General features: G+C 72.9%; 19 protein-coding genes. 15 read left to right on the forward strand and 4 right to left on the reverse strand.

Annotated elements, in window-relative coordinates; translation table 11 throughout:
• Nucleotides 1-224 precede the first annotated feature (224 nt).
• Nucleotides 225-1,052, forward strand: a complete 828-nt coding sequence (locus ACLJPL_RS13655) for an enoyl-CoA hydratase family protein (RefSeq protein ID WP_411081068.1) — start codon at nt 225-227, stop codon at nt 1,050-1,052.
• A gap of 179 nt (nt 1,053-1,231) precedes the next feature.
• Entirely contained in the window at nt 1,232-3,502 is a 2,271-nt protein-coding gene (locus ACLJPL_RS13660) for a bifunctional salicylyl-CoA 5-hydroxylase/oxidoreductase (RefSeq protein ID WP_411081415.1), read from the forward strand.
• A 19-nt stretch (nt 3,503-3,521) separates the two neighbouring features.
• Here ACLJPL_RS13660 and ACLJPL_RS13665 read toward each other — a convergent pair whose 3' ends face one another.
• Together ACLJPL_RS13665 and ACLJPL_RS13670 are read right to left on the reverse strand one after the other, a co-directional pair.
• Nucleotides 3,522-4,355, reverse strand: a complete 834-nt coding sequence (locus ACLJPL_RS13665) for a PaaX family transcriptional regulator C-terminal domain-containing protein (protein ID WP_411081069.1) — start codon at nt 4,353-4,355, stop codon at nt 3,522-3,524.
• Between the two features lie 9 nt (nt 4,356-4,364).
• On the reverse strand, nt 4,365-6,020 hold the full coding sequence (locus tag ACLJPL_RS13670; protein WP_411081070.1) for an AMP-binding protein: 1,656 nt from the start codon (nt 6,018-6,020) through the stop codon (nt 4,365-4,367).
• A 225-nt stretch (nt 6,021-6,245) separates the two neighbouring features.
• Here ACLJPL_RS13670 and ACLJPL_RS13675 point away from each other — a divergent pair, with 225 nt between their 5' ends.
• From ACLJPL_RS13675 to ACLJPL_RS13715, 9 genes are all read left to right on the forward strand, one after another.
• On the forward strand, nt 6,246-7,526 hold the full coding sequence (locus tag ACLJPL_RS13675) for an acyl-CoA dehydrogenase family protein (protein WP_411081071.1): 1,281 nt from the start codon (nt 6,246-6,248) through the stop codon (nt 7,524-7,526).
• Nucleotides 7,523-7,924 carry a RidA family protein gene (locus ACLJPL_RS13680; RefSeq protein WP_411081072.1) on the forward strand — a complete coding sequence of 134 codons (402 nt, stop codon included), beginning with the start codon at nt 7,523-7,525 and terminating at the stop codon, nt 7,922-7,924. Before ACLJPL_RS13675 ends, ACLJPL_RS13680 begins: the two co-directional genes overlap by 4 nt.
• A 229-nt stretch (nt 7,925-8,153) precedes the next feature.
• The gene (locus ACLJPL_RS13685) at nt 8,154-11,057 is read left to right on the forward strand and encodes a Na+/H+ antiporter subunit A (protein ID WP_411081073.1); all 2,904 of its coding nucleotides are present in this window, start codon (nt 8,154-8,156) and stop codon (nt 11,055-11,057) included.
• Complete coding sequence (locus ACLJPL_RS13690; protein ID WP_411081074.1) at nt 11,054-11,674, forward strand: Na(+)/H(+) antiporter subunit C; 621 nt, start codon at nt 11,054-11,056, stop codon at nt 11,672-11,674. Before ACLJPL_RS13685 ends, ACLJPL_RS13690 begins: the two co-directional genes overlap by 4 nt.
• Nucleotides 11,671-13,323, forward strand: a complete 1,653-nt coding sequence (locus tag ACLJPL_RS13695) for a Na+/H+ antiporter subunit D (RefSeq protein ID WP_411081075.1) — start codon at nt 11,671-11,673, stop codon at nt 13,321-13,323. Before ACLJPL_RS13690 ends, ACLJPL_RS13695 begins: the two co-directional genes overlap by 4 nt.
• A 35-nt stretch (nt 13,324-13,358) precedes the next feature.
• Nucleotides 13,359-13,946, forward strand: coding sequence for a Na+/H+ antiporter subunit E (locus ACLJPL_RS13700; RefSeq protein WP_411081416.1), 588 nt, complete (start codon nt 13,359-13,361; stop codon nt 13,944-13,946).
• The gene (locus ACLJPL_RS13705) at nt 13,943-14,281 is read left to right on the forward strand and encodes a monovalent cation/H+ antiporter complex subunit F (protein ID WP_411081076.1); all 339 of its coding nucleotides are present in this window, start codon (nt 13,943-13,945) and stop codon (nt 14,279-14,281) included. Before ACLJPL_RS13700 ends, ACLJPL_RS13705 begins: the two co-directional genes overlap by 4 nt.
• Nucleotides 14,278-14,631: a monovalent cation/H(+) antiporter subunit G gene (gene mnhG / locus ACLJPL_RS13710; RefSeq protein ID WP_411081077.1), complete on the forward strand. Its 354-nt coding sequence runs from the start codon at nt 14,278-14,280 to the stop codon at nt 14,629-14,631. The genes ACLJPL_RS13705 and mnhG overlap by 4 nt, the downstream gene beginning before the upstream one ends.
• Before the next feature lie 213 nt (nt 14,632-14,844).
• Nucleotides 14,845-15,594 carry a CDP-alcohol phosphatidyltransferase family protein gene (locus ACLJPL_RS13715; protein WP_411081078.1) on the forward strand — a complete coding sequence of 250 codons (750 nt, stop codon included), beginning with the start codon at nt 14,845-14,847 and terminating at the stop codon, nt 15,592-15,594.
• On the opposite strand, the gene ACLJPL_RS13720 is transcribed toward ACLJPL_RS13715, so the two are convergent.
• Entirely contained in the window at nt 15,563-16,012 is a 450-nt protein-coding gene (locus ACLJPL_RS13720; protein ID WP_015612087.1) for an adenylyltransferase/cytidyltransferase family protein, read from the reverse strand. The two genes, ACLJPL_RS13715 and ACLJPL_RS13720, sit on opposite strands and share 32 nt — an antisense overlap.
• A 152-nt stretch (nt 16,013-16,164) precedes the next feature.
• On the opposite strand from ACLJPL_RS13720, the gene ACLJPL_RS13725 reads away from it, so the two are divergent.
• Genes ACLJPL_RS13725 through ACLJPL_RS13735 form a run of 3 tightly spaced genes read left to right on the forward strand, consistent with a single transcriptional unit; the run spans nt 16,165 to nt 20,359 of the window.
• Nucleotides 16,165-17,427: a glycosyltransferase gene (locus tag ACLJPL_RS13725; protein ID WP_411081079.1), complete on the forward strand. Its 1,263-nt coding sequence runs from the start codon at nt 16,165-16,167 to the stop codon at nt 17,425-17,427.
• Nucleotides 17,424-19,115, forward strand: coding sequence for a lipopolysaccharide biosynthesis protein (locus tag ACLJPL_RS13730; RefSeq protein ID WP_411081080.1), 1,692 nt, complete (start codon nt 17,424-17,426; stop codon nt 19,113-19,115). Before ACLJPL_RS13725 ends, ACLJPL_RS13730 begins: the two co-directional genes overlap by 4 nt.
• Complete coding sequence (locus ACLJPL_RS13735; protein ID WP_411081081.1) at nt 19,112-20,359, forward strand: hypothetical protein; 1,248 nt, start codon at nt 19,112-19,114, stop codon at nt 20,357-20,359. The genes ACLJPL_RS13730 and ACLJPL_RS13735 overlap by 4 nt, the downstream gene beginning before the upstream one ends.
• Here the strand turns inward: ACLJPL_RS13735 and ACLJPL_RS13740 are convergent.
• Nucleotides 20,328-21,869 carry a hypothetical protein gene (locus ACLJPL_RS13740; RefSeq protein WP_411081082.1) on the reverse strand — a complete coding sequence of 514 codons (1,542 nt, stop codon included), beginning with the start codon at nt 21,867-21,869 and terminating at the stop codon, nt 20,328-20,330. The two genes, ACLJPL_RS13735 and ACLJPL_RS13740, sit on opposite strands and share 32 nt — an antisense overlap.
• A gap of 108 nt (nt 21,870-21,977) precedes the next feature.
• On the opposite strand from ACLJPL_RS13740, the gene ACLJPL_RS13745 reads away from it, so the two are divergent.
• Nucleotides 21,978-23,141 carry a glycosyltransferase gene (locus tag ACLJPL_RS13745; protein WP_411081083.1) on the forward strand — a complete coding sequence of 388 codons (1,164 nt, stop codon included), beginning with the start codon at nt 21,978-21,980 and terminating at the stop codon, nt 23,139-23,141.
• Nucleotides 23,142-23,173: the final 32 nt, after the last annotated feature.

The following is a 23,173-nucleotide window of genomic DNA, read 5'->3' on the forward strand; positions in this document are numbered from 1 at the left end:
TCATCGGCATCGCGTATCGAGACTTCCTGGTGTCAACCTTACGAACCGCACAGGCGTTGCCATAGAGGCGGTCGACCGGTGCAAAGGGGACTTTCGACACAACAGTCTCATGGTCGCCGTATTGCGGCCTCGTGACGGCAGTCACATATGGGTGATAACTTCGGTGGCGGAACGCGACCCGCGCACGGCCGGCAACCCGCCCGATTGCTGAAGGGAACCCCTTCATGAGCTCGTTTCCCAGCTCCGCCCCGAGCGTGGAGGAGTGGCGCCATCTCCGGATCACCCGGGACGACGGTGTGGTGACCGTCACACTGGACCGCCCCGAAAAACTCAACGCCCTCACCTTCGGCGCCTACGCCGATCTGCGCGACCTCCTCGCCGAGCTGACCCGGGAACGCTCCGCACGCGCCCTCGTGCTCGCCGGTGAGGGGCGCGGCTTCTGCTCCGGCGGCGACGTGGACGAGATCATCGGCGCGACCCTCGCGATGGACACCGCAGCCGTCCTGGAGTTCAACCGGATGACCGGACAGGTCGTACGGGCCCTGCGCGAGTGCCCCTTCCCCGTCGTCGCCGCCGTCCACGGGGTCGCCGCCGGAGCCGGGGCCGTGCTGGCGCTGGCCGCCGACTTCCGGGTCGCGGACCCCTCCGCCCGCTTCGCCTTCCTCTTCACCCGGGTCGGCCTCTCCGGCGGCGACATGGGCGCGGCCTACCTCCTGCCCCGCGTCGTCGGCCTCGGCCACGCCACCCGGCTGCTGATGCTCGGGGACGCCGTGCGGGCCCCCGAGGCGGAGCGGATCGGGCTGATCAGCGAGCTGGCCGACGAGGGGCAGGCGGATGCCCGTGCCGCCGAGCTGGCCCGCCGCCTCGCGGACGGCCCCGCCCTCGCCCTCGCCCAGACCAAGGCGCTGCTCACCGCCGAGCTGGACATGCCGCTCGCCGCCTCCGTCGAGCTGGACGCCAACACCCAGGCGCTCCTGATGCACGGCGAGGACTACGCGGAGTTCCACGCCGCCTTCACCGAGAAGCGGCCCCCGAAGTGGCGGGGGAGGTAGCCGTGGCGAGCGGCTCCGAAGACACCCGGCCTCCGGGCGCGATCGGCGCTCCCGAAGACGCCCGGCCCCCGCACGCGGCCGACGTGGCCGACCGGGGGCCCGCTCTCGGCCGGCCGCCCGTCCCGGACCGGGTGCCCGTCCCCGATCGGCCGCCCGCTCCCGGACGCCCGCCCTCCCCCGTGCGGCGTGTCGCGGTCATCGGCGGCGGGCCCGGCGGTCTCTACGCCGCCGCCCTCCTCAAACGGCTCGACCCGGCCCGCTCGATCACCGTGTACGAGCGCAACGCCCCCGACGACACCTTCGGCTTCGGCGTCGTCCTCTCCGACGAGACCCTCGGCGGCATCGAGCACGCCGACCCGGAGGTCTTCGGGGCGCTGAGAGCCGAGTTCGTCCGCTGGGACACCATCGACATCGTCCACCGAGGCCGCACCCACACCTCCGGCGGCCACGGCTTCGCCGCCCTCGGACGCCGCCGGCTGCTGGAGATCCTCCACGAGCGCTGCACCGCACTCGGCGTCGACCTCCGCTTTCGTGCACAGGCCCCGCCCGCCGCCGAACTCGCCGCCCGCCACGACCTGGTCATCGCCGCAGACGGGGTGCACAGCGCCACCCGCGAGGCGCATCCCCAAGCCTTCGGCCCGGCCCTCACCGAACACCGCAACCGCTACATCTGGCTCGCCGCCGACTTCGCACTCGACGCCTTCCGCTTCGAGATCGCCGAAACCCCCTACGGCGTCATGCAGATGCACGGCTACCCGTACGCGGCCGACGCCTCCACCGTCATCGTCGAGATGCGCGAGGAGGTGTGGCGCGCCGCCGGACTCGACGCCTGCGACCCGGCCGAATCCACCACCCGCTGCGCCAAGTTCTTCACCGAAGCCCTGGACGGCAGGCCCCTGCGCGCCAACCGGTCCAGCTGGCTCACCTTCCGTACGGTCACCAACTCCCACTGGTCGCACGGGAACACGGTCCTCATCGGAGACGCCGCCCACACAGCCCACTTCTCCATCGGCTCCGGCACCAAGCTCGCCGTCGAGGACGCCCTCGCGCTCGCCGCCTGCATCGAGGAACAGCCGGACCTGCCCGCCGCACTGGCCGCGTACGAGGCCGAGCGCCGCCCGGTCGTCGCCTCCACCCAGCGGGCCGCGGCGGCCAGTCTGCGCTGGTTCGAGGAGCTGGCCGACTACGTCGAACAGCCGCCCCGACGCTTCGCGTTCAACCTGCTCACCCGCAGTCGCCGGGTCACCCACGACAACCTGCGGCTGCGCGACGCCACCTTCACCGCCGCCGTGGAGGAGGAGTTCGGCTGTCCGCCCGGCACCCCGCCGATGTTCACCCCGCTGCGGCTGCGCGGCCTCGAACTGCGCAACCGGGTCGTCGTCTCACCCATGGACATGTACTCGGCCACGGACGGGCTCCCCGGCGACTTCCACCTCGTCCACCTCGGAGCCCGTGCGCTCGGCGGAGCCGGACTCACCATGACCGAGATGGTCTGCGTCAGCCCCGAGGGCCGCATCACCCCCGGCTGCACCGGTCTGTGGACCGACGAACAGGCCACCGCCTGGCGGCGGATCACCGACTTCGTCCACACCTCCGCGCCCGGCGCGGCCATCGGCGTCCAACTCGGCCACTCCGGCCGCAAGGGCTCCACCAAGCTGATGTGGGAGGGCATCGACCAGCCCCTGGAGACCGGCAACTGGCCACTGGCAGCCGCCTCCCCGCTCCCGTACGCGCCAGGCGTCAGCCAGATCCCGCGAGAGCTCGACCGAACCCAACTGAACGCCGTGCGCGAGCAGTTCACGCAGGCGGCCCGCCGTGCCGCCGACTCCGGCTTCGACCTCCTCGAACTCCACTGCGCCCACGGCTACTTGCTCTCCGGATTCCTCTCCCCGCTCACCAACCGCCGCACCGATGCCTACGGCGGACGGCTGGAGAACCGGCTCCGCTTCCCCCTCGAAGTCTTCGACGCCGTCCGCGAAGTCTGGCCGCGGGAGCGCCCGATGACCGTCCGGATCTCCGCCACCGACTGGGCCGAGGGCGGCACCGACGCGGCGGACGCCGTGGAGATCGCCCGCGCCTTCGCCGCCCACGGGGCCGACGCCATCGACGTCTCCACCGGCCAGGTGGTGCCCGAGGAGCGCCCCGAGTTCGGCCGCTCCTACCAGACCCCGTACGCGGACCGGATCCGCAACACCGTGGACGTCCCGGTCATCGCGGTCGGCGCGATCTCCTCCTGGGACGACGTCAACTCCCTGCTGCTCGCGGGTCGCGCGGACCTGTGCGCCCTGGCCCGCCCGCACCTCTACGACCCGAACTGGACGCTGCACGCGGCGGCCGAACAGGGCTACGCGGGACCGGGCGCGCCCTGGCCGCTCCCCTACGGCGCGGGCAGCCGCCCCCCGCCCACCGGCCGCACGGACGCCCCGAAACCCCGGCTCAGGCTGGGGTGACGGGACGGGCGCCGCACCCTCACCCCCGTACGAACCGCTCCCCGGCGTCCCGCAGCCGCTCGTGCAGCTTGCCGAACACCTCCGCCGAGCGCCCGCCCGGCCAGTCCCCCGGCAGCAGCTCCTCGGGCAGCCCCGGGTCCGCGTACGGGAGTTGCCGCCAGGAGTCCAGGGCCAGCAGATAGTCCCGGTAGGCGTCCTGCGGGCGGGGGCCCTCCGCGGTGTCCGGGGTCGCATCCCACTCGCGGAGCACCGGTTCGTGCAGCTCCAGGAAGTCCCGGTGCAGGCGGGCCACCGCGTCCAGGTCCCACCAGCGGGCCACCGACTCGCGGGTCGCGGCGAATCCCAGGTGGTCGCCGCGGAACAGGTCGACGTACGGGGCGAGTTCGAGCCGTTCCAACGTGTGCCGGGTCTCCTCGTGGAGGCCGGCCGGGGCGATCCACACCCCGGGGGCCGCCGTGCCGAAGCCGAGGCGGGCCAGCCGGGAGCGCAGCAGGTGGCGCTTGTTGCGCTCGGCCTCGGGGACGGAGAACACCGCGAGGACCCAGCCGTCGTCGAGCCGGTGCGGGGGGCGGCCGAGGACACGGCCGTAGATGCGCCCGTCGCCGTCGTCGAGCAGCTGGCGGGCGTCCGGCGACAGGGCGTACCCGGCCGAGCCGTCCGCCGCCCGGGCCGCGACCAGCAGCCCGCGCCGCTTCAGCCGCGAGACGCAGGAGCGTACGGAAGGGGCGTCGACGCCCACGGCGTGCAGCAGGCGGATCAGCTCCGCCACCGCGAAGGGCGCGCCGTCCGCCGGACGGCCGTAGGCGCCGTAGAGCGTGACGATCAGGGAACGGGGGGTGCGCAGCTCGGCCACGTGATCACTCTAGAGCGGCTGGTCCCGGAGCAGGAACCGCTGGAGCTTCCCGGTCGCGGTACGTGGCAGGGACTGCTCGAAGACGAAGAGGCGCGGGCACTTGTGCGGGGCCAGGCTGCCCTTCATATGGGCGCGCAGGGAGTCGGCCGTCTGCTCCGAGCCCTCCCGCAGCACCACGTGCGCCACCACGATCTCCCCGCGCAGTTCGTCCGGCCGGCCCACCACCGCCGCCTCGGCGACCTCCGGATGGCGCAGCAGGGCGTCCTCCACCTCGGGGCCCGCGATGTTGTAGCCGGACGAGATGATCATGTCGTCGGCGCGGGCCACGTAACGGAAGTAGCCGTCCGGCTCGCGGACGAAGGTGTCCCCGGTCATGTTCCAGCCGTGCCGCACGTACTCCCTCTGCCGGGGGTCGGACAGATAGCGGCAGCCGACCGGTCCGCGTACGGCGAGCAGCCCCGGTTCGCCGTCCGGCAGCTCATCGCCGTGCTCGTCCACCACCCGGGCCTGCCAGCCCGGCACGGGGACGCCGGTGGTGCCCGGCCGGATGGCGTCGTCGGCGGCGGAGATGAAGATGTGCAGCAGTTCGGTGGCCCCGATGCCGTTGATGATCCGCAGCCCGGTGGCCTCGAACCACGCCTGCCAGGTCGCCGCGGGCAGGTTCTCCCCGGCCGACACACAGCGCCGCAGCGCCGAGAGGTCGTGGCCGTCCAGTTCCCCGAGCATCGTGCGGTAGGCGGTCGGGGCGGTGAACAGGACCGACACCCGGTGCCGGGCCAGCGCGGGCAGCAGGTGCCGCGGCCCGGCCTGCTCCAGCAGCAGCGCGGAGGCCCCGGCCCGCAGCGGGAAGACCAGCAGCCCGCCGAGGCCGAAGGTGAAGCCGAGCGGCGGGCTGCCCGCGAACACGTCGTCGGCGACGGGCCGCAGCACCTGCCGGGAGAAGGTGTCGGCGATGGCCAGCAGGTCCCGGTGCAGGTGCATACAGCCCTTGGGCCGGCCGGTGGTCCCCGAGGTGAACGCGATGAGGGCGACCTCGTCGGCGGCTGTGTCCACCGCCCGGTACGGGGCGGGGTGGGCGCGCATGAGGCGGGTCAGGTCCGCGTCGCCCGCCCCGCCGAACACCGTGATCCGCAGCCCGTCCACGTCCGCCTTCGCCAGGTCCTCCACCGAGCGGGCGTCGCACAGCGCGTGGCTGACCCGGGCGAGCGAGCAGATGGTGGCCAGTTCGCTCGCGCGCGCCTGCGCCAGCACGGTCACGGCGACCGCGCCCGCCTTCATGACGGCGAGCCAGCACGCGGCCAGCCAGGGCGTGGTGGGCCCGCGCAGCAGCACCCGGTTCCCCGGCTCCACGGCCAGGTCCTCGGTCAGCACGTGGGCGATGCGGTCCACCGTCTCCCGCAGCTCGCCGTAGCTCCAGACGGAGCCGTCGCCCGCACGCAGCGCGGGGCGGTCGGGGCCCCGTTCCTCCACCGTGCGGTCCAGCAGCTCGCGGCCGCAGTTCAGCCGGTCGGGGTAACGCGGCTCCGGACCGTCCAGCAGGAGCTCCGGCCACTGTTCCGGCGGCGGGAGGTGGTCGCGCGTGAACGTGTCGGTGTGCGCGCCGGGGACGCGTACGGACGCGTCGGCGGCGGCTGCGGGCGTGTTCGGCGAGGAATTCGGCTCCATCAAGGATCGCCCCCTTGTCGCCTCTGGAGCGTATCGTTTGGGTGACGGTAGTCAACGGTCCGCGATAAGACTGGGGCGCGACGGGCTGAAGACGCGACAGGGCGAGGACCGGCGGAACAGGAACCGGTGAAGCACGGACCGGCGATGTGGCAGACCCGCAGGGCGAAGACCGGCACGGACAGAGACGCGATAAGACGGACAAGACGCGACAAGAGAGGCGCCGCCATGACGGCATTCTCCCTCGAACCGGAACAGACCGCCTGGTGTGAGGAGCTGCGCACCCTCGCCGAACAGCAGCTCCGCCCGCTGGCGGAGAAGGGAGAGGCCGGGCGCGTCAACCGCCCGCTGCTGGCCGCCCTCGGTGAGCTGGGCCTGCTGGACCGGCTGTTCGGCTCCGGGGCGCTGGACCTGTGCCTGCTGCGCGAGTCCCTGGCCCGGGGCTGCACCGAGGCCGAGACCGCCCTCGCCCTCCAGGGCCTCGGCGCGACCCCGATCGTGCGGTCCGGCACCCCCGCCCACCGCGAGCGCTGGCTCCCCGAGGTCCGGGCGGGACGCGCGGTCGCCGCGTTCGCGCTGAGCGAGCCGGGCGCGGGGTCCGACGCGGCGGCCCTGAGCCTCGCCGCCGAACCCGTCCCCGGCGGCTGGCGGCTCACCGGCGAGAAGTGCTGGATCTCCAACGCCCCCGAGGCCGACTTCGCCACCGTCTTCGCCCGCACCACCCCGGGCGCGGGCTCGCGCGGGATCACCGCGTTCCTGGTCCCCTCCGACCGCCCCGGGCTCACCGGCTCCGCGCTCGACATGCTCTCCCCGCACCCGATCGGCACCCTGGAGTTCGACGGCGTACCGGTCACCGCCGACGACGTCCTCGGTGAGCCCGACCGGGGCTTCCGGGTCGCGATGAGCACCCTCAACCTCTTCCGCCCCAGCGTCGGCGCGTTCGCCGTGGGGATGGCCCGCGCCGCCCTCGACGCCACCGTGGCCCACACCGCCCGGCGCACCGCGTTCGGCGGCCCGCTGAGCGACCTCCAGGCCGTCTCCCACCAGGTCGCCGAGATGGCCACCCGCACCGAGGCCGCCCGCCTGCTGGTGTACGCGGCGGCCGCGGCGTACGACGCGGGGGAGAGCGGCGTGCCCCGCCGCGCCGCCATGGCCAAGCTGTACGCCACCGAGACCGCGCAGTACGTGGTCGACACCGCCGTCCAACTGCACGGCGCGCGGGCCCTGCGCCGCGGCCATCTGCTCGAACACCTCTACCGCGAGGTCCGCGCGCCCCGGATCTACGAGGGCGCCAGCGAGGTCCAGCGGGCCATCATCGCCAAGGAGCTGTACGCGACGGCCGCTCAGCAGACGGCTGCCCAGCAGACGGCCGCTCAGCAGACGGCTGCTCAGCAGACCGCCCCTCAGCAGACGGCCGCCCAGCAGACCGCCCCTCAGCGGTCCGTCGCCCAGGAGCCCCCTGCCATGGACCCCCAGGACCCCCATGACCCCCAGGAGCCGCCCGTATGAGCCCCTCCCACCGGATCAACCCGCCCGAACTCTCCCCGCCCACCGGCTTCTCGCACGCCGTCGTCGCCACCGGCGGCCACCTGGTCTTCCTCGCCGGGCAGACCGCCCTGGACCCGGACGGAAAGGTCGTCGGCGCGACCCTGCCCGAACAGTTCGCCACCGCCCTCACCAACCTGCTCACCGCCCTGCACGCGGCGGGCGGGGCCCCCGCCGACCTGACCCGCGTCACGGTGTACGCCACCGATGTGGCCGACTACCGCTCGCACGCCGCCGAACTGGGCCGGATCTGGCGTCGGCTGGCGGGGCGCGACTACCCGGCGATGGCGGTCATCGGGGTGGCCAGGCTCTGGGACGAACAGGCGATGGTCGAGATCGACGGGATCGCCGTGCTGCCCTGATCGCCTCGGGAGGCCCGGGTCCGAGCAGTGATCCAGTGCACTCGAAACGGATGAAACGTCTTGAGCGGTCGAAACCATCGAAATCACTGAAACTGCTGAAAACGCCTCATATAGCAGTGGGGTAAGGGGGGAGGGCGGCGCGCCGGACGGGTGAACGACCTGGGAAGATATATTTGTATCTAGTGCTCTTCATTCCGGTTGCCCCGCCCTCTAACCCGGACTCTCCTCTGTGATCGCCCTCATCATCTGCCACTTCGCGCTGGCCGCCTGCGCAGGCCCGCTGGTGCGCCGGCTCGGCAGGCGCGCATTCGTCGTGCTCGCGCTGCCCCCGGTCGCCGCCACCGTCTGGGCGTTCACCCGCTGGGACACCGCCGCATCAGGTGACGCCGTCACGTGGTCCTGGCAGTGGATCCCGGACTACGACGTCTCGCTCGACCTGCGTCTGGACGCGCTGTCCGAACTGATGGTCCTGCTCGCCGCCGGGGTCGGGGCACTCGTCCTGCTCTACTGTGCGTCCTACTTCCGCGACGACACGCCGCAACTGGGCCGTTTCGCCGGGAATCTGCTCGCCTTCGCGGGGGCGATGCTCGCCCTCGTCCTCGCCGACGACCTGATCACGCTGTACGTGTTCTGGGAGCTGACCACGGTCTTCTCCTTCCTGCTGATCGGCCACGGCAGCGAACACCGGCACAGCCGCCGCTCCGCCCTCCAGGCGCTCATGGTCACCACGCTCGGCGGCCTCGCGATGCTGGTCGGCTTCCTGATCGTCGGTCAGGCCGCCGGGACCTACCAGATCTCCGCGATCGTCGCCGATCCGCCGGAGGCGACCCTCGCCGTCTCCATCGCGCTCGTGCTGATCCTGAGCGGGGCGCTGTCGAAGTCCGCGATCTGGCCGTTCTCCATGTGGCTGCCGAACGCCATGGCCGCCCCGACCCCGGTCAGCGCCTATCTGCACGCCGCCGCGATGGTCAAGGCCGGGGTGTACCTGGTCGCCCGGCTCTCGCCCGCCTTCGCCGACGTACCCGTGTGGAAACCCGTCATCCTGGTGCTCGGCGGCGCGACCATGCTGCTCGGCGGCTGGCGGGCGCTGCGTCTCAACGACCTCAAGCTCGTCCTCGCCTACGGCACCGTCAGCCAGCTCGGCTTCCTGACCCTGCTCGCCGGCACCGGCAACCGGGACGCGGCCCTCGCCGCCGCCGCGATGATCCTCGGTCACGCCCTGTTCAAGGCACCGCTCTTCCTCGTCACCGGCATCGTCGACCACGCCACCGGCACCCGCGACCTGCGCAAGCTCTCCGGGGTCGGCCGCTCCCTGCCGTACGTCGCCGTCGTCGCCGGCCTCGCCGCCGCCTCCATGGCCGCCCTGCCGCCGCTGCTCGGCTTCGCCGCCAAGGAGGCCGCGTTCGAGGCGCTGCTGCACGGCTCCGCCGCCGACCGGTGGGCGCTGGCCGTCGTCGTGGCGGGCTCCGCGCTGACCACCGCGTACACCCTGCGGTTCGTCTGGGGCGCCTTCGCCCGGAAGCCCGGCGTCGCCGACACCCCCGTACACCGCGTCGGCTGGGCCTTCCTCGCCCCGCCCGCCCTGCTCGCCGTCCTCGGCCTGGTGCTCGGCCCCGCCGTCGGTCTGACCGACCGCCTGCTCGGCGCGTACGCCGACACCTATCCCGCGCCCGAGCACCCCTACCACCTGGCCCTCTGGCACGGATTCGGCGTCGCCCTGCTCCTGTCGGCGCTCGCCTGGGCGGCCGGCGCGGTCCTCTTCCTCGGGCGTGACACCGTCACCAAGGTCTCCCGGCGCATCGCCTGGCCCACCGCCGACAGCGTCTTCGGCCATCTGCTGCTCGGTCAGGAACGCCTCGCGCTCCAGGTCACCGGCTTCATCCAGCGCGGTTCCCTCTCCGTGTACCTGGCGACCACGCTGCTGGTGATGCTCGGCGGGCAGCTCGCGGTCCTCTTCACCGACGAGCCCTGGCAGGGCGCCGTGGCCCCCCGGCTCTGGGACAACCCGCTCCAGGGCGGGGTGGCCGCGCTCACCTGCCTGGCGGCCCTGCTCTGCCTGACCGTACGACGCCGGATGAAGGCGGTCGTCCTGAGCGGTCTGATCGGTTACGGGACCGCGCTGCTCTTCGTCGTCCAGGGCGCGCCGGACCTGGCGCTCACCCAGTTCTGCGTCGAGACCGTCGCGATGATCGTCTTCGTCCTGGTGCTGCGCCGGATGCCGGTCCACTTCGAGGAGAAGGTCTCCACCTGGCGGCGCGCCATCCGCGTACCGGTGGCCCTCGCCGCGGCCGCCACCATCGGGGTCGCGGTCTGGGTCGCCGCCGCCGCGCGCACCGAGGAACCCGCCGGGGCCGCCATGGTGAAGGAGGTCGCCGACCACGGGTACAAGGACGTGGTCGCCACGATCCTCGTCGACCTGCGCGCCTGGGACACCATGGGGGAGTCCGCCGTGCTGGCCGCCGCCGCGATCGGCGTCACCAGCCTCATCTACCTGCACCGCCGCAGCGACGGACCGATGCTCCAGGACGAGCTGAAGGGCCGCACCGCCTGGTCGCTGTCGGCCCAGCACTCGACGCGTCTGCCGCAGGGCGACGACGTGGCCCCCGAGCGCAGCTGGCTCGCCGCCGGTTCGACCCTCGCCCCCGAGCACCGCTCGATCGTCTTCGAAGTGGTGGCCCGGCTGCTGTTCCACCCCATCCTGATCCTCTCGGTCTACCTGCTGTTCTGCGCCGAGAACATGCCCGGCGGCGGCTTCGTCGCCGGACTCGTCGCCGGGGTCGCCCTGATCACCCGCTACCTGGCGGGCGGCCGCTTCGAACTGGCCGAGGCCGCGCCCCTGCAACCGGGCCTGTTCACCGGACTCGGCCTGTTCATCTCCACCGGGGTGGCGCTCCTCGGCCTGATCGACGGCACCGTGCTGCACGCCTTCACCTACCACGGGCACCTGCCGGTCTTCGGCGACTTCCACATGAGCACGCCGATCCTCTTCGACTTCGGCGTGTACCTGCTGGTCCTCGGCGTCGTCCTGGACATCGTCCGGGCCCTCGGCGCCAAGATCGACCGGCAGATCGAACGGGCCGCGGGCGCGCTCACCCCATCGGGCGGCCCCGAGGCCGGAGGGGAATCCCGATGATCGTCAGCGCCTCACTCCTCGCCACCGCCGTGGTGCTCTGCGCCGTGGGCGGCATCCTCATGCTCACCCGGCCGCTGACCCGCATCCTGCTCGGCGCGGTCATCCTGAGCAACGGCGTCAACCTGCTGATCCTCTCCTCGACCGGCACCGCCGGCGCGGCGCCGCTCCTGTACGGGGTGAGCCTGCGCCGGGTCACCGACCCGCTGCCGCAGGCCATCGCGCTCACCGCGATCGTCATCACCCTCGGCACCACCGCGTTCCTGCTCGCCATGGCCTACCGCAGCCACCAGATCACCGGCACCGACGAGGTGCACGACGACCTGGAGGACCGGCGCATCGTGCTCCGCGCCGAAGTGCTGGGGGAGCGGGCCCAGTTGCGCGAGGAGTTCCGCTCGGGCTCCGTGCCCACCGACGGCGAGCGCGAACGCTACCGCGAGGAGCGCCGCAAGCTGCGCGACCGGCTGCGCGCCGACCGCGCCCGCCAGGCCCGCGGCCGCGACGCCTCCGGCGACCTCTGGAACGACGTCATCGGCGCCGACCCCGAGGACTACGAACGCGACGGCGACGCCAAGGCCGACGACCGCTACCCCCGCGACGACCGAGGAGCCACCGGATGAACGCGCTCGTCCCGCTGCCGGTGCTGCTGCCGCTCTGCGCCACCGGTCTCAGCCTCACCTTCGGCACCCGCCTGCAACGGTTCCAGCGCTTCATCAGCGTCGCCGTGCTCACCGCCGTACTGGCGCTGTCCATCATCCTGATGATCGCCGCCGACCGGCAGGGCCCGCTCTCCGTCCACCTCGGCGACTTCGCCCCGCCGCTCGGCATCACCCTGGTCGCCGACCGGCTCTCCGGGCTGATGCTCACCGTCTCCTCGGCCGTCACGCTCTGCGTGCTGATCTACTCCCTCGGCCAGGGCATGACCGACCGGGACCGCGAGACACCGGTCGCCGTCTTCCACCCCGCCTATCTGATCCTGGTCGCCGGAGTCTCCTGCACCTTCCTGGCGGGCGACCTCGTCAACCTGTACGTCGGCTTCGAGATCATGCTCGTGGCGAGCTTCGTGCTGCTCACGCTCGGCGGCACCGGACCCCGGATGCGGGCCGGCTCCACGTACGTGATCATCTCGCTGTTCTCCTCGATGCTCTTCCTCATCGCCATCGCCATGACGTACGCGGCGGCCGGCACCGCCAACTTCGCGCAGCTCGCCCAGCGGCTGCCCGATCTGCCCATAGGCGTACAGACCCTGATCCAGGCGATGCTGATCACCGTCTTCGCCATCAAGGCCGCCGTCTTCCCGCTCGCCGCCTGGCTCCCCGACTCCTATCCGACCGCCCCCGCGCCCGTCACCGCCGTCTTCGCCGGACTGCTCACCAAGGTGGGCGTCTACTGCATGCTGCGCACCGAGACGCTCCTCTTCCCGGGCAACCGGATCGGCGACCTCCTGATGGCCGTCGCGCTGGCCTCGATGGTCATCGGCATCCTCGGCGCGGTCGCCCAGACCGACCTGAAACGGCTGCTCTCCTTCACCCTGATCAGCCACATCGGCTTCATGGTCTTCGGGATCGGCCTCGCCACCCGCGAGGCGTACGGCGGCGCCATCGTCTACGTCGTCCACCACATCACCGTGCAGACCACCCTGTTCCTGGTCGCGGGACTCATCGAACGCCGGGGCGGCACCACGGAGCTGACCCGGCTCGGCGGGCTGGCCAAGGCCGCGCCGATGCTGGCGCTCCTCTTCTTCGTCCCCGCGATGAACCTCGCCGGCATCCCCCCGCTCTCCGGCTTCATCGGCAAGCTCGGGCTGATGCGCGCGGGCGTCGCGGACGGCAGCGCCTGGGCCTGGATCCTGGTCGCCGGCTCGGTGGTCACCAGCCTGCTGACGCTGTACGTCACCGCCAAGGTCTGGAACCTGGCGTTCTGGCGGGCGGCCCCGCCCGGGCAGGCCGAGGCGGGCACGGTCCTGGAGTCCGGGGACGACAGCGACGACGACAGCGACGAGGGCCCGGACGGCGTCCCCGGCACCGGTGACGAGGGCATCGAGCCCGTACGCCGGCCGGCCGGCCGGGCCGTCGCCGCGACGCTGCACGGACGGGCCGTCACCACCACCAGCCGGCTGCCCAAGCCCATGATGGCGGCCACCGCGGCGACCATCGTGCTGGGCCTGTCCTTCACGGTGCTCGCCGGCCCGCTCACCGCCTTCACCGACCGCTCGGCCGCCGAGCTCCTGAAGCGCACGCCCTACATCGAGGAGGTGCTGGGCCGGTGAGCCGTACCCCGCGGTTCTCGTTCCGCAACGCCGACATGCCGCCGCTGAGCTGCAAGGTCGGCCGTCGCGGACGTGTGCTGGACCTGCCCCTGATCGCCTGGCTCACCCTCATCTGGGTGCTGCTCTGGTCCACCTTCAACCTGGCCAACATCATCACGGGCGTGATCGTCGCCGTCGCCGTCTGCCTGGCCTTCCCGCTGCCCCAGGTCGACCTGGGGCTCCGGCTCCACCCCTGGGGCATCATCCGCCTCGCCGGATACCTGCTGTACGACATGTACACCTCGGGAGTGAAGGTCACCCGCCAGATTTTCGTCGGCCTGCCGCACCGGGCCGCCGTCATCGGCGTGCCGCTGCGCTGCCGCAGCGACCTGATGCTCGCCGCCGTCGCCGTCGCCGTGTCCAACGTGCCGGGCGGCTCCGTCATCGAGGTGCGCCGGGCCACCGCCACCGTCTTCCTGCACGTCCTGGACGCCGACGACCCCGAGGAGCTCGAAGCCGCCCGGCTTCAGGTGTGGCGGCTGGAGGAACTGACCGTACGGGCCTTCGGCACCTCCGACGAGATCGCCCGCGTCGCCGAACCGCCCCCACCGCCGCAACTGGCCGCCGGGAGGCCCGCACCGTGAGCGTATTCGACCAGATCGACCGCATTCTGCTGACCGCCGCCGTCGCCCTGATCCTGCTGGCCGGCCTTCTGCTGCTGGCCCGGATCTGGCTCGGCCCCTCCATGCTGGACCGGGCGATCTCGCTGGACGTGATCGCCGCCCTGATCATCGCCGGGCTCGGCGCCAAGTCCGCCTTCGCGCTGGACTCGTTCTACTTCCCGATCATGCTGGTGCTCGCGTTCCTCGGCTTCACCGGTTCGGTGGGCATCGCCCGCTTCATCGCCGTACGCGACCGGCCCCGCAACCGCACGTCCCTCCCCGCGCAGCCCGGTGACACCAAGGAGGGCCCGCAGTGAACGTCTGGCTCCAGATCCTCGACACGGCCGGCGCCGTCCTCGCCCTGCTCGGCGCGGCGATCTGCCTGCTCGGGGTGATCGGCATGCTGCGGCTGCCCGACGTCCTCTCCCGCAGCCACGCCGCGACCAAGCCGCAGACCCTCGGCATCATCCTGGTGCTGGCCGGGGTCGCCCTGCGGCTGCGCACCGGCATGGACCTCGCCACCCTCGGGCTGATCGGCTTCTTCCAGATGCTCACCGGCCCGGTCGCCTCGCACCTGGTCGCCCGCTCCGCGTACCGCACCGGGCAGGTCGAGCACGAGGAGCTGCTCTTCGACGAACTGGACGAGCAGCTCACCGACGAGAAGTAGCCCACGGCCGGGCGAACCGGCGAGAGCGCGGCCTGCGGTGAGGCGACCCCGCGAGAGCACTGCCCGCGCGAGCGGGATCACGTGAGCGCGGGCGCGAGGGCAGGATCACGGAACCGCGGGCATGATCACGGAACTGTTCCGTCCACGCCAATCACGCCACGGCCCCGGCGCGCACATGTCATGATGCGGGCAATGCCGGACGCTGGGGGGCGTATGGGAAGCACGGGCACGGTGCTGCGCGAACTGCGCGGCGCACAGAAGAGCGCCAAGGGCGTCTCGCTCTACTCGCGGTACGTGAACCGCCCGGCCGGGCGGTTCCTCGCGGCGGGGGCGTACCGGGTGGGACTGACGCCTGATCAGGTCACTCTGGTCAGCGCCCTGTTCACCTATTCCGCGCTCGCCGCGGTCGCACTCGTCGAACCGTCCTGGACGCTGGCCATCGTGGTGTACGCGGCTCTCGTCGTCGGCTTCGCCTTCGACTCCGCCGATGGCCAGCTCGCCCGGCTCACCGGCCGGGGCGGGCCCGCCGGCGAGTGGCTGGACCATGTGGTGGACTGCGGCAAGCTGGTGCTCGTGCACACCGCCGTGCTGATCTCCTTCTACCGCTTCGGGGAACTGCCCTCGGAGGGCTGGCTGTTGCTGCCGCTGGGCTTCCAGCTCGCCGCCGTGGTCACCTTCTGCGCGGGGCTGCTGCGCGAGCAGCTCGGCAAGGCGGCCGCCGCCGCGCAGACGGCCGCCGAACAGCCGGCGACCGTGACGGCTTCCGCCGCACCCGTCTCCCGGGCCCGGGCGGTCGCCCTGCTGCCCGCCGACTACGGGGTGTTCTGCCTGGTGTTCCTGCTGCTCGGCGCACCCGGGGCCTTCCGGGCCGGGTACGCCGTGCTCGCGGTGGTCCACACGCTCTTCCTGGCGGCCTTCCTCGCCAAGTGGTTCAGGGAGCTGAGAGCGCTCCGTCCCGGCTGACGAGCACGTCCAGCGCCCGGCGCAACTGGGTGCTGGACGTGTGCACGGTGTACGGGAAGTAGACGACCTCCACCCCGACCTCGGCGAAGTCGCGCTCCAGCTTCTTCCCCTTCTCCGTGCCCCGCCAGTCGTCGCCCTTGAAGATCACGTCGAACCGGACCTGCTGCCAGGTCTCGACCTTGTCCGGCACGGTCTCCACGAACGCGGCGTCGACGAACCGCACACTGCGGACGATCTCCAGCCGTTCGCGCAACGGGATGACGGGCGTGTGGCCCTTGGCGAGGGCGGCCATCTCGTCCGAGACGACCCCCGCGACCAGGTAGTCGCACTGACTGCGGGCATGCCGCAGGATGTTGAGGTGACCCACGTGGAACAGGTCGTACACCCCGGGCGCGTATCCCACCCTGTGCTGCACCATCCGTATCTCTCCCCCCACGGTCGAACGTGATCCGGTGATGTGGCAACGACCTTACTGTGAAGAACACTTGTGCAAGCCGTGAACGGATAAGCTCGACAGGGGCTGTTCCCGCAGGGGAGCGGCGGCTGTCGTGGGGGGAAGGCGATCGTCCGATGTCCGATGCCGAACGGCACAGGCCGTTTCAGAACCGCCGCCTTCTGGTGGTCTCGACGAACTACGCACCAGAGGTCACGGGCATCGGCCCGTACGCTGCTCAACTCGCCGAGCACTGGGCCGCGTCCGGGGCCCGGGTCCGGGCGCTCACCGGCATGCCGCACTACCCGTCCTGGCGGCTGGACGAGGCGTACCGGAGCGTGTGGCGGACGGTGGAGATACGCGGCGGCGTCGGCGTGCACCGACGCCGCCACTATGTGCCGTCCCGTCAGACCGCGCTGCGCCGGGCCGCGTTCGAGGCGAGCATCCTCGCCACCGGACTGTTCGCCCCGCCGCCGGGCAGACCGGACGCCGTGATCTCCCAGATGCCCAGCCTCGCCGGAGGCGTCATCGGAGCCCGTCTCGCGCGCCGCCACCGCGTCCCGTACATACCCGTCGTCCAGGACCTGATGGGCGCCGCCGCGGCCCAGAGCGGCATCCGGGGCGGCGGCAGGGCGGCGGCCGTCGCGGCGGCGGCCGAGCGGTACGCCCTGCGCGACGCGGCCCTCGTCGGCGTCATCCACGAGAGCTTCGTCCCCGGCGTCACCGCCCTCGGCGTCGACCCCGCCCGCATCCGGCTCGTCCCCAACTGGAGCCATGTGCAAAGGCCCACCGCCGACCGGGCCGCCACCCGGGCCCGGCTCGGCTGGGACGCCGGCGCCCCCGTCCTGCTGCACTCGGGGAACATGGGCCTCAAGCAGGGCCTCGACGTCCTGGTCGACACCGCCCGCCTGGCCCCCGACGTCCGCGTCGTCCTCATGGGCGACGGCAACCAGCGCGACGCCCTGCGCGCCCGCGCCGAGGGGCTGCCCAACGTGGACTTCCTGGAGCCCGCGGCGGCCGGGGAGTTCACCGACATTCTGGCCGCCGCCGACGTCCTCGCGGTGACCCAGCGGGCCTCCGTCCTCGACATGAGCGTCCCCTCCAAGCTCACCTCCTACTTCGTCTCCGGACGCCCGGTCGTGGCCTCCGTCGCCGACGAGGGCGGCACCGCCGACGAGGTGCGCCGCTCCGGGGCCGGGGTGCTCGTCGCCCCCGAGGACCCGGCCGCCCTGCTGGAGGCCGTACGGAAGCTGGCCGCCGACCCGGTCGCGGCCGACGCCCTCGGGGCCGAGGGGCCGGGGTACGTCGCCCGTCACCTGAGCCGGGAGGCGGGCCTCGCCCGCTTCGACGCCCTGCTCGCCGAGGTCCTGGAAGACGCGGAAGGGAGCCCCCGCCGATGACCCCCGTGAACCGGGTCCTGGACGACCAGGACGAGCCGGCGCTCCTGCGCGACCAGTTCCGCCAACTCCTGCGCTATCGGGCGCTGCTGGCCACCGGAGTAGTCATCGGCCTGTTCGGCGGCGGCTTCCTCGCGCTCAGCGGCGAGGACACCTACACCGCCACCGGGGAGGTGCTGGTCCGCTCCGCCATCTCCGACCCCTTCGCCGCCGGGGCCACCGCCGACAAGGGCATCAACATCGGCTCCGAGCGCCAGACCGCCGTCAGCGACACCGTCGGCACCCTGGCCGCGGGCACCCTCCTCAAGAAGGGCGACGACGTCACCGCCCGCGACCTCCTCGCCGGGCTCCAGGTCACCAACCCGCCCAACACCCTCACCCTGCGCTTCTCCTACACCGGCGCGACCCCCGAGGAGTCCCGGGCCCGCGCCGAAGCCCTCGCCAACGCCTATCTGGCCCACCGCAAGGCGCGCACCGAGGAGAGCATCAAGAACATGTCCGGCGGCTACCGGGCCCAGCTCGACCCGCTGGAGGAGAAGCGGGACCTGCTGGAGAAGCAGAGCGGCGTGGGCGCGGCCGACGACGTCAGCAGCGCCCGCGCCAACATCATCGTCTCCATCTCCGAGCTCAGCCGGAAGATCTCCGAGCTCAAGGCCCTGGACACCACCCCCGGCTACCTCAACAAGAAGCCCGTCGCCCCCACCGCGCCCACCGGCCCCGGGCTGCCCCTGCTGCTCGGCCTCGGCGGCGTCGTCGGCCTCGCCCTCGGGCTGCTGCTCTCCTGGGTGCGGCTCGTCTTCGACCCCGCCGTACGCTCCCCCCGCGAGCTGGTCCGCTCGCTCGGCGGCCCGCTGCTCGGGACCCTGCCCCGCGAACGCGCCGCCACCGGGGCGCTGCTCGCGATCGGCCGCAGCGGCTCCCGGCTCGCGGAGGAGTACCGGGCGGTCGCCTTCCGGCTCGCCTACGACCCGTCGTTCGCCGAGAGCCGCCGACTGCTGGTCACCGCCCCGCGCGGCGACAACGCCGAAGCGGCGGCGGCCGCCGCCAACCTGGCCGCCGCCTTCGCCGAGATGGGCCGGGACGTCCTCCTCGTCGAGGCCGACCTGCGCACCCCCTCCCTCGCCCGCGCCCTGGGCTCCGGCGCGCACGGGGCCCGCCCGCCGCGCTGGGCGGCCGAGGAGGGCGACGGCAGCTGGCCCACCGGGGGCCGCTCCAATGTGGACGTGCCCGGCTCCGGGGCCTTCGCCCTGATCCCGGGCACCACGGTCGACAACGTGCCGCGCGCCCTCACCTCCCCGCCGGTCGGCCGCATCGTCGCCGAGGCCGACCGGCCCGGCGGCGTCGTCATCGTCCTCGCCCCGCCCGTGCTGTCCTACGCCGACGCGGTCGCCCTGGTCGACCGGGTGGAAGGCGTCATGATCGTCTGCGACCCGCGCGAGGTGCACCGCAGCGACCTGGAACGCATCCGCGAGATCATCGGCGCCTCCGGCGGCTCCGTCCTCGGCGCGCTGCTCCACCCGAGCCGGGGACGGCTGCTGCGGCCGGAGCGCCGGAAGAAGTCCGCCCGCCGCCGCAACGGGGGCGGCGACGGGCCCGCCCCCACCGCCGAACCGGACGCCCCCGAGACCACCGGAGACCCCACCGAAACCCTCGGCCTGCGCTCCCTGACCCTCCCGGCGGCGCGGCGGTGAGAGCCCGCACGGCGGTCCTCTGCTCGGTCGCGGACCAGGGCGTGGCGGCGCTCACCAACATCCTGGTGCTGGTGGCCGCCGCCCGGCTCTCCACGCTGGCCGACTTCGCCCGCTTCTCCGCGGTCTACCTGGTCTTCACGGTGCTGCTCGGCGTCTTCGGCGCGTACACCGGGCAGCCCCTGGTCCTCAAGCGCGGCGGCGGGAAGGAGACCCGCGGCGCGTGCCGCTCCGCCGTGGCCTTCGCCGTGCTCGCGGCGGCCGCGCTCGGGGCGCTCCTGGCCGCCGTGTGCGTCCTCGTCCCCGGGGACACCGCACGGGCGCTGACGATGCTCGGCCTGGTGCTGCCGGTGGTGCTGGGACAGGACGCCGTACGGTACGCCTTCTCCACCCTCCAGCAGCCCCATCTGGCCCTGCTCTCGGACCTGTTGCGGCTGGCCTGCGTCCTCGGGGCGCTCGGGACGCAGGCGTACGGTGCGTCTCCCGCCCGCCTGATCGCGCTCTGGGGCCTGTCCGCCCTGCCCGCGCTGCTGCTCTCCGCCGCCCTGCTCCACCGCTCCACCGCCGGGAGCCCGCTGTCGCTCCGGCCGATGCTGCGGCGCGGCCACCTCGGGCAGCGGTTCACCATCGAGTTCGCGGTGGGCAACGCGACCAGCCAGCTCTCCGTCCTGGGCCTCGGCGCGGTCGGGAACCCGCTGCTGGTCGGCGCGTTGCGCGGGGCGACCACCCTGTTCGGGCCGCTGAACGTGCTGTTCACCTCCGCCACCTCCTTCGGCCCGCCGCTGCTCGGCCGCATCGCCGACGAGCGCCGCCGGGTGCGGGCCACCGCGGCGCTCGCCGCCGCGCTGGCCACGACCGCCGCGCTCTGGGCCACCGTCCTCGCCCTGCTCCCCGACCGGGCAGGCCGCCAACTCCTCGGCGACACCTGGCCGGTGTCCGCCGCCCTGCTGCCCGCGACCGGCAGCCAGTACGCGGCGATGGCCGTCGGCACCTGCGGGCTGCTCGCCCTGCGGATGCTGGACCCGCGCACCACGCTCGCCATCCAGGTCGTGTTCTCGCTCACCGCCGTGGCGTTCCTCGCGGGCGGTTACGTTCTCGGGGGCGTCCCGGGAGCCGCCTGGGGCCTCTTCCTCGGCTCGCTCTGCAAGGCCGCCGCCACCTGGATCCGGGTGGCCCGGCTGCGCCGCCGCACGCCTCGGCCGGAGCAGGCCCGGCTCACCGCCGACGCTTCGCCCGCTGCTCCCTGAACGTGCTGATCAGCAGCAGACACAGCGCGGCGATGGCCAGCTTCCCCGCCGCCTGGAGCAGCGGGCCGCGCAACAGGATGAAGGTGTATCCGGCGATCAGCGGCGCGGCGATGGCCAGCACGCTTCCGGGGCCGGGTCCCGCCCGGGTGACGGCCAGGGCGTAGCGGCGGTCGGTGCGGGCCGAGGCGTAACCGATCAGCGCGAGGCCGCCGACCATGCCGGACGCGCCGAAGTCGACCCAGAACTCGGTCCACAGCGGGGCCGAGAGGTTGGTCATCCGCAGCCCCATCCACTGCCCGACCCGGACCCCGGTGTCCTCCGGCTTCCCGCTCCACACCGCGCGCGGCACGAAGAACAGCGCGGAGCCGCTCAGTTGGCGGCCGTAGGTGTGGTCCCGGGTGTCGACCCAGGAGATGGTGTTGGCGAACATCACCATCTGGTCGTAGTCCTTGGTCACCAGCGGCTCGAAGACCGAGGCCGACTGCGCGGGCCGCTGTCCTTCGTCGTCGTAGCGGAACTTGTCCGCGTACGGGAACACCACCAGCGCCCCCACCACCCCGGTCGCCAGCACCGTGCGGTAGACCGCCGCACTGCTCGGCAGCGCGGTGAACACGAACGCCAACAGCACCGTCAGGAACCAGTAACGGGCGTTGGAGATCGGGTTGTTCACCACCAGGTTCAGCGCCGCCAGCGCCACCCACACCAGCGCCGTCGACGGGGTGCGCCGGGCCCGGTAGGAGGTCGCCAGGCGGCGCGTGTAGAAGAGCAGCGCCAGCAGGGCCGGGACCTGGCCGAAGCCCTTGACGAACGCGGAGCCCACGTTGGAACCCTCCGCGGCGACCCCGCTCGCCGCGACGGTCTCGTTGATCTCCTGCCGGCTGGAGAAGAAGACCGCGGGCCCGCCCAGCTTCAGCACGTAGAACGCGCTCGCCGCGAACGCCACCAGCACCAGCAGCCGCAGCCGCAGCGGATGCGCCCGGGCCGGACCGCCGCCCGAACCCCGCGCGGATGGCGTACGGCGGCGCAGCGGCCGGCGTGAGGCCAGCAGCGCCCCCAGGTCGTAGGCGGCACACCCCACCAGCACCATCGCGATGGCCGTGATCAGGTCCTGGCGCGGCCCCACCATCGGCGTCGGCGTCTGCCCGATCACCACCTGGGCGAACGGGGCCACGCCCATCGCGATGTACACGAACATCCAGAAGACGCCCTGGAGCAGCCGCCGCCGGGTGGAGAGGATCATCGTCGCGAGGCGGGCCCCCGCGTAGCAGGTCAGGACCAGCTGGAGCCAGTACGCGGTGTCCCGGACGCCGCTGCCGGGCTGCGCGGCGATCAGCGCGGGCAGGAAGCAGACCAGGCCCAGGATGAGCGGCACGGACAGCGCCCGCGACAGCATCGACCAGGCGATCGGCCGCTCGGGAGGCTCCGGAGGGCCGCTTCGCGCCCGGGACCGCTCAGGGCGCGCGGACGCGTCGGCGACCGGTCCGTGCGCCGACGTGTGCACCGACGTCATGCGCCCCCCCGGGATCAGTGAACCGCTGAACACTCTAACGAATCACCCCACTTGAGGGGGGCCGATGACTACCCTGTGAACAAGTGGCCGCAGTCGAGGGGAACTCTGGTGAAAATCCTGCACGTCGTCACGCTCCACACCCCGGACCACGCCTTCGGCGGTCCGACCCGGGTCGCGCTCAACCTGTCCAAGGTCCAGCGGGCCGCCGGGGACGACGCCCGCATCATGGCCCTCGGAGACGACTTCCCGGACGGCGAACTGCCCAGCCACGTCGAGGGAGTTCCGGTCCACCTCTTCCAGGCCCGGCACGTGCTCCCGATGTTCGAGGTCAGCGGCATCACCTCCGCCGCACTGCTGCGCACCGCACGCCGCATGATGCGCGGCGCCGACCTCGTACACGTCCATCTGATGCGGGACCTGGTGACCCTGCCCGCAGCGCTGCTCGCCCTCGCGACCCGGACGCCGCTGGTCGTCCAGACCCACGGCATGATCGACCCGACCGAGAAGCGCGTCGCCCAGCTCACCGACCTGCTCGGGGTCCGCAAGGTGCTGCGCGGCGCGGACGCCGTCCTGCACCTCACCGAGATGGAGCGGCTCGACGTCAACGCGGTCGCCGCCCCCGTCCCGCTCACCCGCACCGTCCGGCTGGTCAACGGCGTCCGCCCGCAGGAGCGCAAGCCCGCCCGCGACCCCGGCCGGCCGCCCACCGTGCTCTTCCTCGCCCGCGTCCAGAAGCGCAAGCGGCCCGAGGACTTCATCGCCGCCATGCCGCACGTCCTCGCCCGCCACCCGGACGCCCGCTTCGTCCTGTCCGGACCGGACACCGGCGCGCTGCCCGGCACCCTCGCGCTCGCCCGGGAGCTGGGCGTCAGCGACTCCCTGGACCATGTGGGCCCGCTGGAGCACGACGAGGTCCTCGCAGCCCAGCGCGAGGCCGACGTGTATGTGCTGCCCGCGATCGAGGAGCCCTTCCCGGTCTCGGTCCTGGAGGCGATGTCGGTCGGCACCCCCGTCGTCATCACCCGCACCTGCGGGCAGGGCCCCGATGTGGCGGAGGCCGGGGCGGGCCGGGTCATCGACAGCCGGGTCGGCCAGGACGCGGCCAACGCCCGGAAGGTGGCCGACGCGATCCTGGAGCTGCTGGAGCCGGAGGCCGCCGAGCAGGCGGGCAAGGCCGCCTGGGAGCTGGTCAACGACCAGTTCACCATCGAGGTCGTCACCGCCACCCTCCGGCGGACCTACGAGGACGTGGTCCGCCGGAGGCGAGGGTGAGGGGACGGGCCCGGTACACCCGTCAGGCCCGC

It is taken from the genome of Streptomyces sp. cmx-18-6 (assembly GCF_046548915.1).
Lineage (GTDB): Bacteria > Actinomycetota > Actinomycetes > Streptomycetales > Streptomycetaceae > Streptomyces.

What these genes read in the sequence shown, in the direction of transcription:
- ACLJPL_RS13655 (WP_411081068.1), top strand. Translation starts at nt 225, where the DNA reads ATGAGCTCGTTTCCCAGCTCCGCCCCGAGCGTGGAGGAGTGGCGCCAT.
- ACLJPL_RS13670 (WP_411081070.1), bottom strand. Translation starts at nt 6,020, where the DNA reads ATGGAGCCGAATTCCTCGCCGAACACGCCCGCAGCCGCCGCCGACGCG.
- ACLJPL_RS13675 (WP_411081071.1), top strand. Translation starts at nt 6,246, where the DNA reads ATGACGGCATTCTCCCTCGAACCGGAACAGACCGCCTGGTGTGAGGAG.
- ACLJPL_RS13680 (WP_411081072.1), top strand. Translation starts at nt 7,523, where the DNA reads ATGAGCCCCTCCCACCGGATCAACCCGCCCGAACTCTCCCCGCCCACC.
- ACLJPL_RS13690 (WP_411081074.1), top strand. Translation starts at nt 11,054, where the DNA reads ATGATCGTCAGCGCCTCACTCCTCGCCACCGCCGTGGTGCTCTGCGCC.
- ACLJPL_RS13695 (WP_411081075.1), top strand. Translation starts at nt 11,671, where the DNA reads ATGAACGCGCTCGTCCCGCTGCCGGTGCTGCTGCCGCTCTGCGCCACC.
- ACLJPL_RS13700 (WP_411081416.1), top strand. Translation starts at nt 13,359, where the DNA reads ATGCCGCCGCTGAGCTGCAAGGTCGGCCGTCGCGGACGTGTGCTGGAC.
- ACLJPL_RS13715 (WP_411081078.1), top strand. Translation starts at nt 14,845, where the DNA reads ATGGGAAGCACGGGCACGGTGCTGCGCGAACTGCGCGGCGCACAGAAG.
- ACLJPL_RS13720 (WP_015612087.1), bottom strand. Translation starts at nt 16,012, where the DNA reads ATGGTGCAGCACAGGGTGGGATACGCGCCCGGGGTGTACGACCTGTTC.
- ACLJPL_RS13725 (WP_411081079.1), top strand. Translation starts at nt 16,165, where the DNA reads ATGTCCGATGCCGAACGGCACAGGCCGTTTCAGAACCGCCGCCTTCTG.
- ACLJPL_RS13730 (WP_411081080.1), top strand. Translation starts at nt 17,424, where the DNA reads ATGACCCCCGTGAACCGGGTCCTGGACGACCAGGACGAGCCGGCGCTC.
- ACLJPL_RS13740 (WP_411081082.1), bottom strand. Translation starts at nt 21,869, where the DNA reads ATGACGTCGGTGCACACGTCGGCGCACGGACCGGTCGCCGACGCGTCC.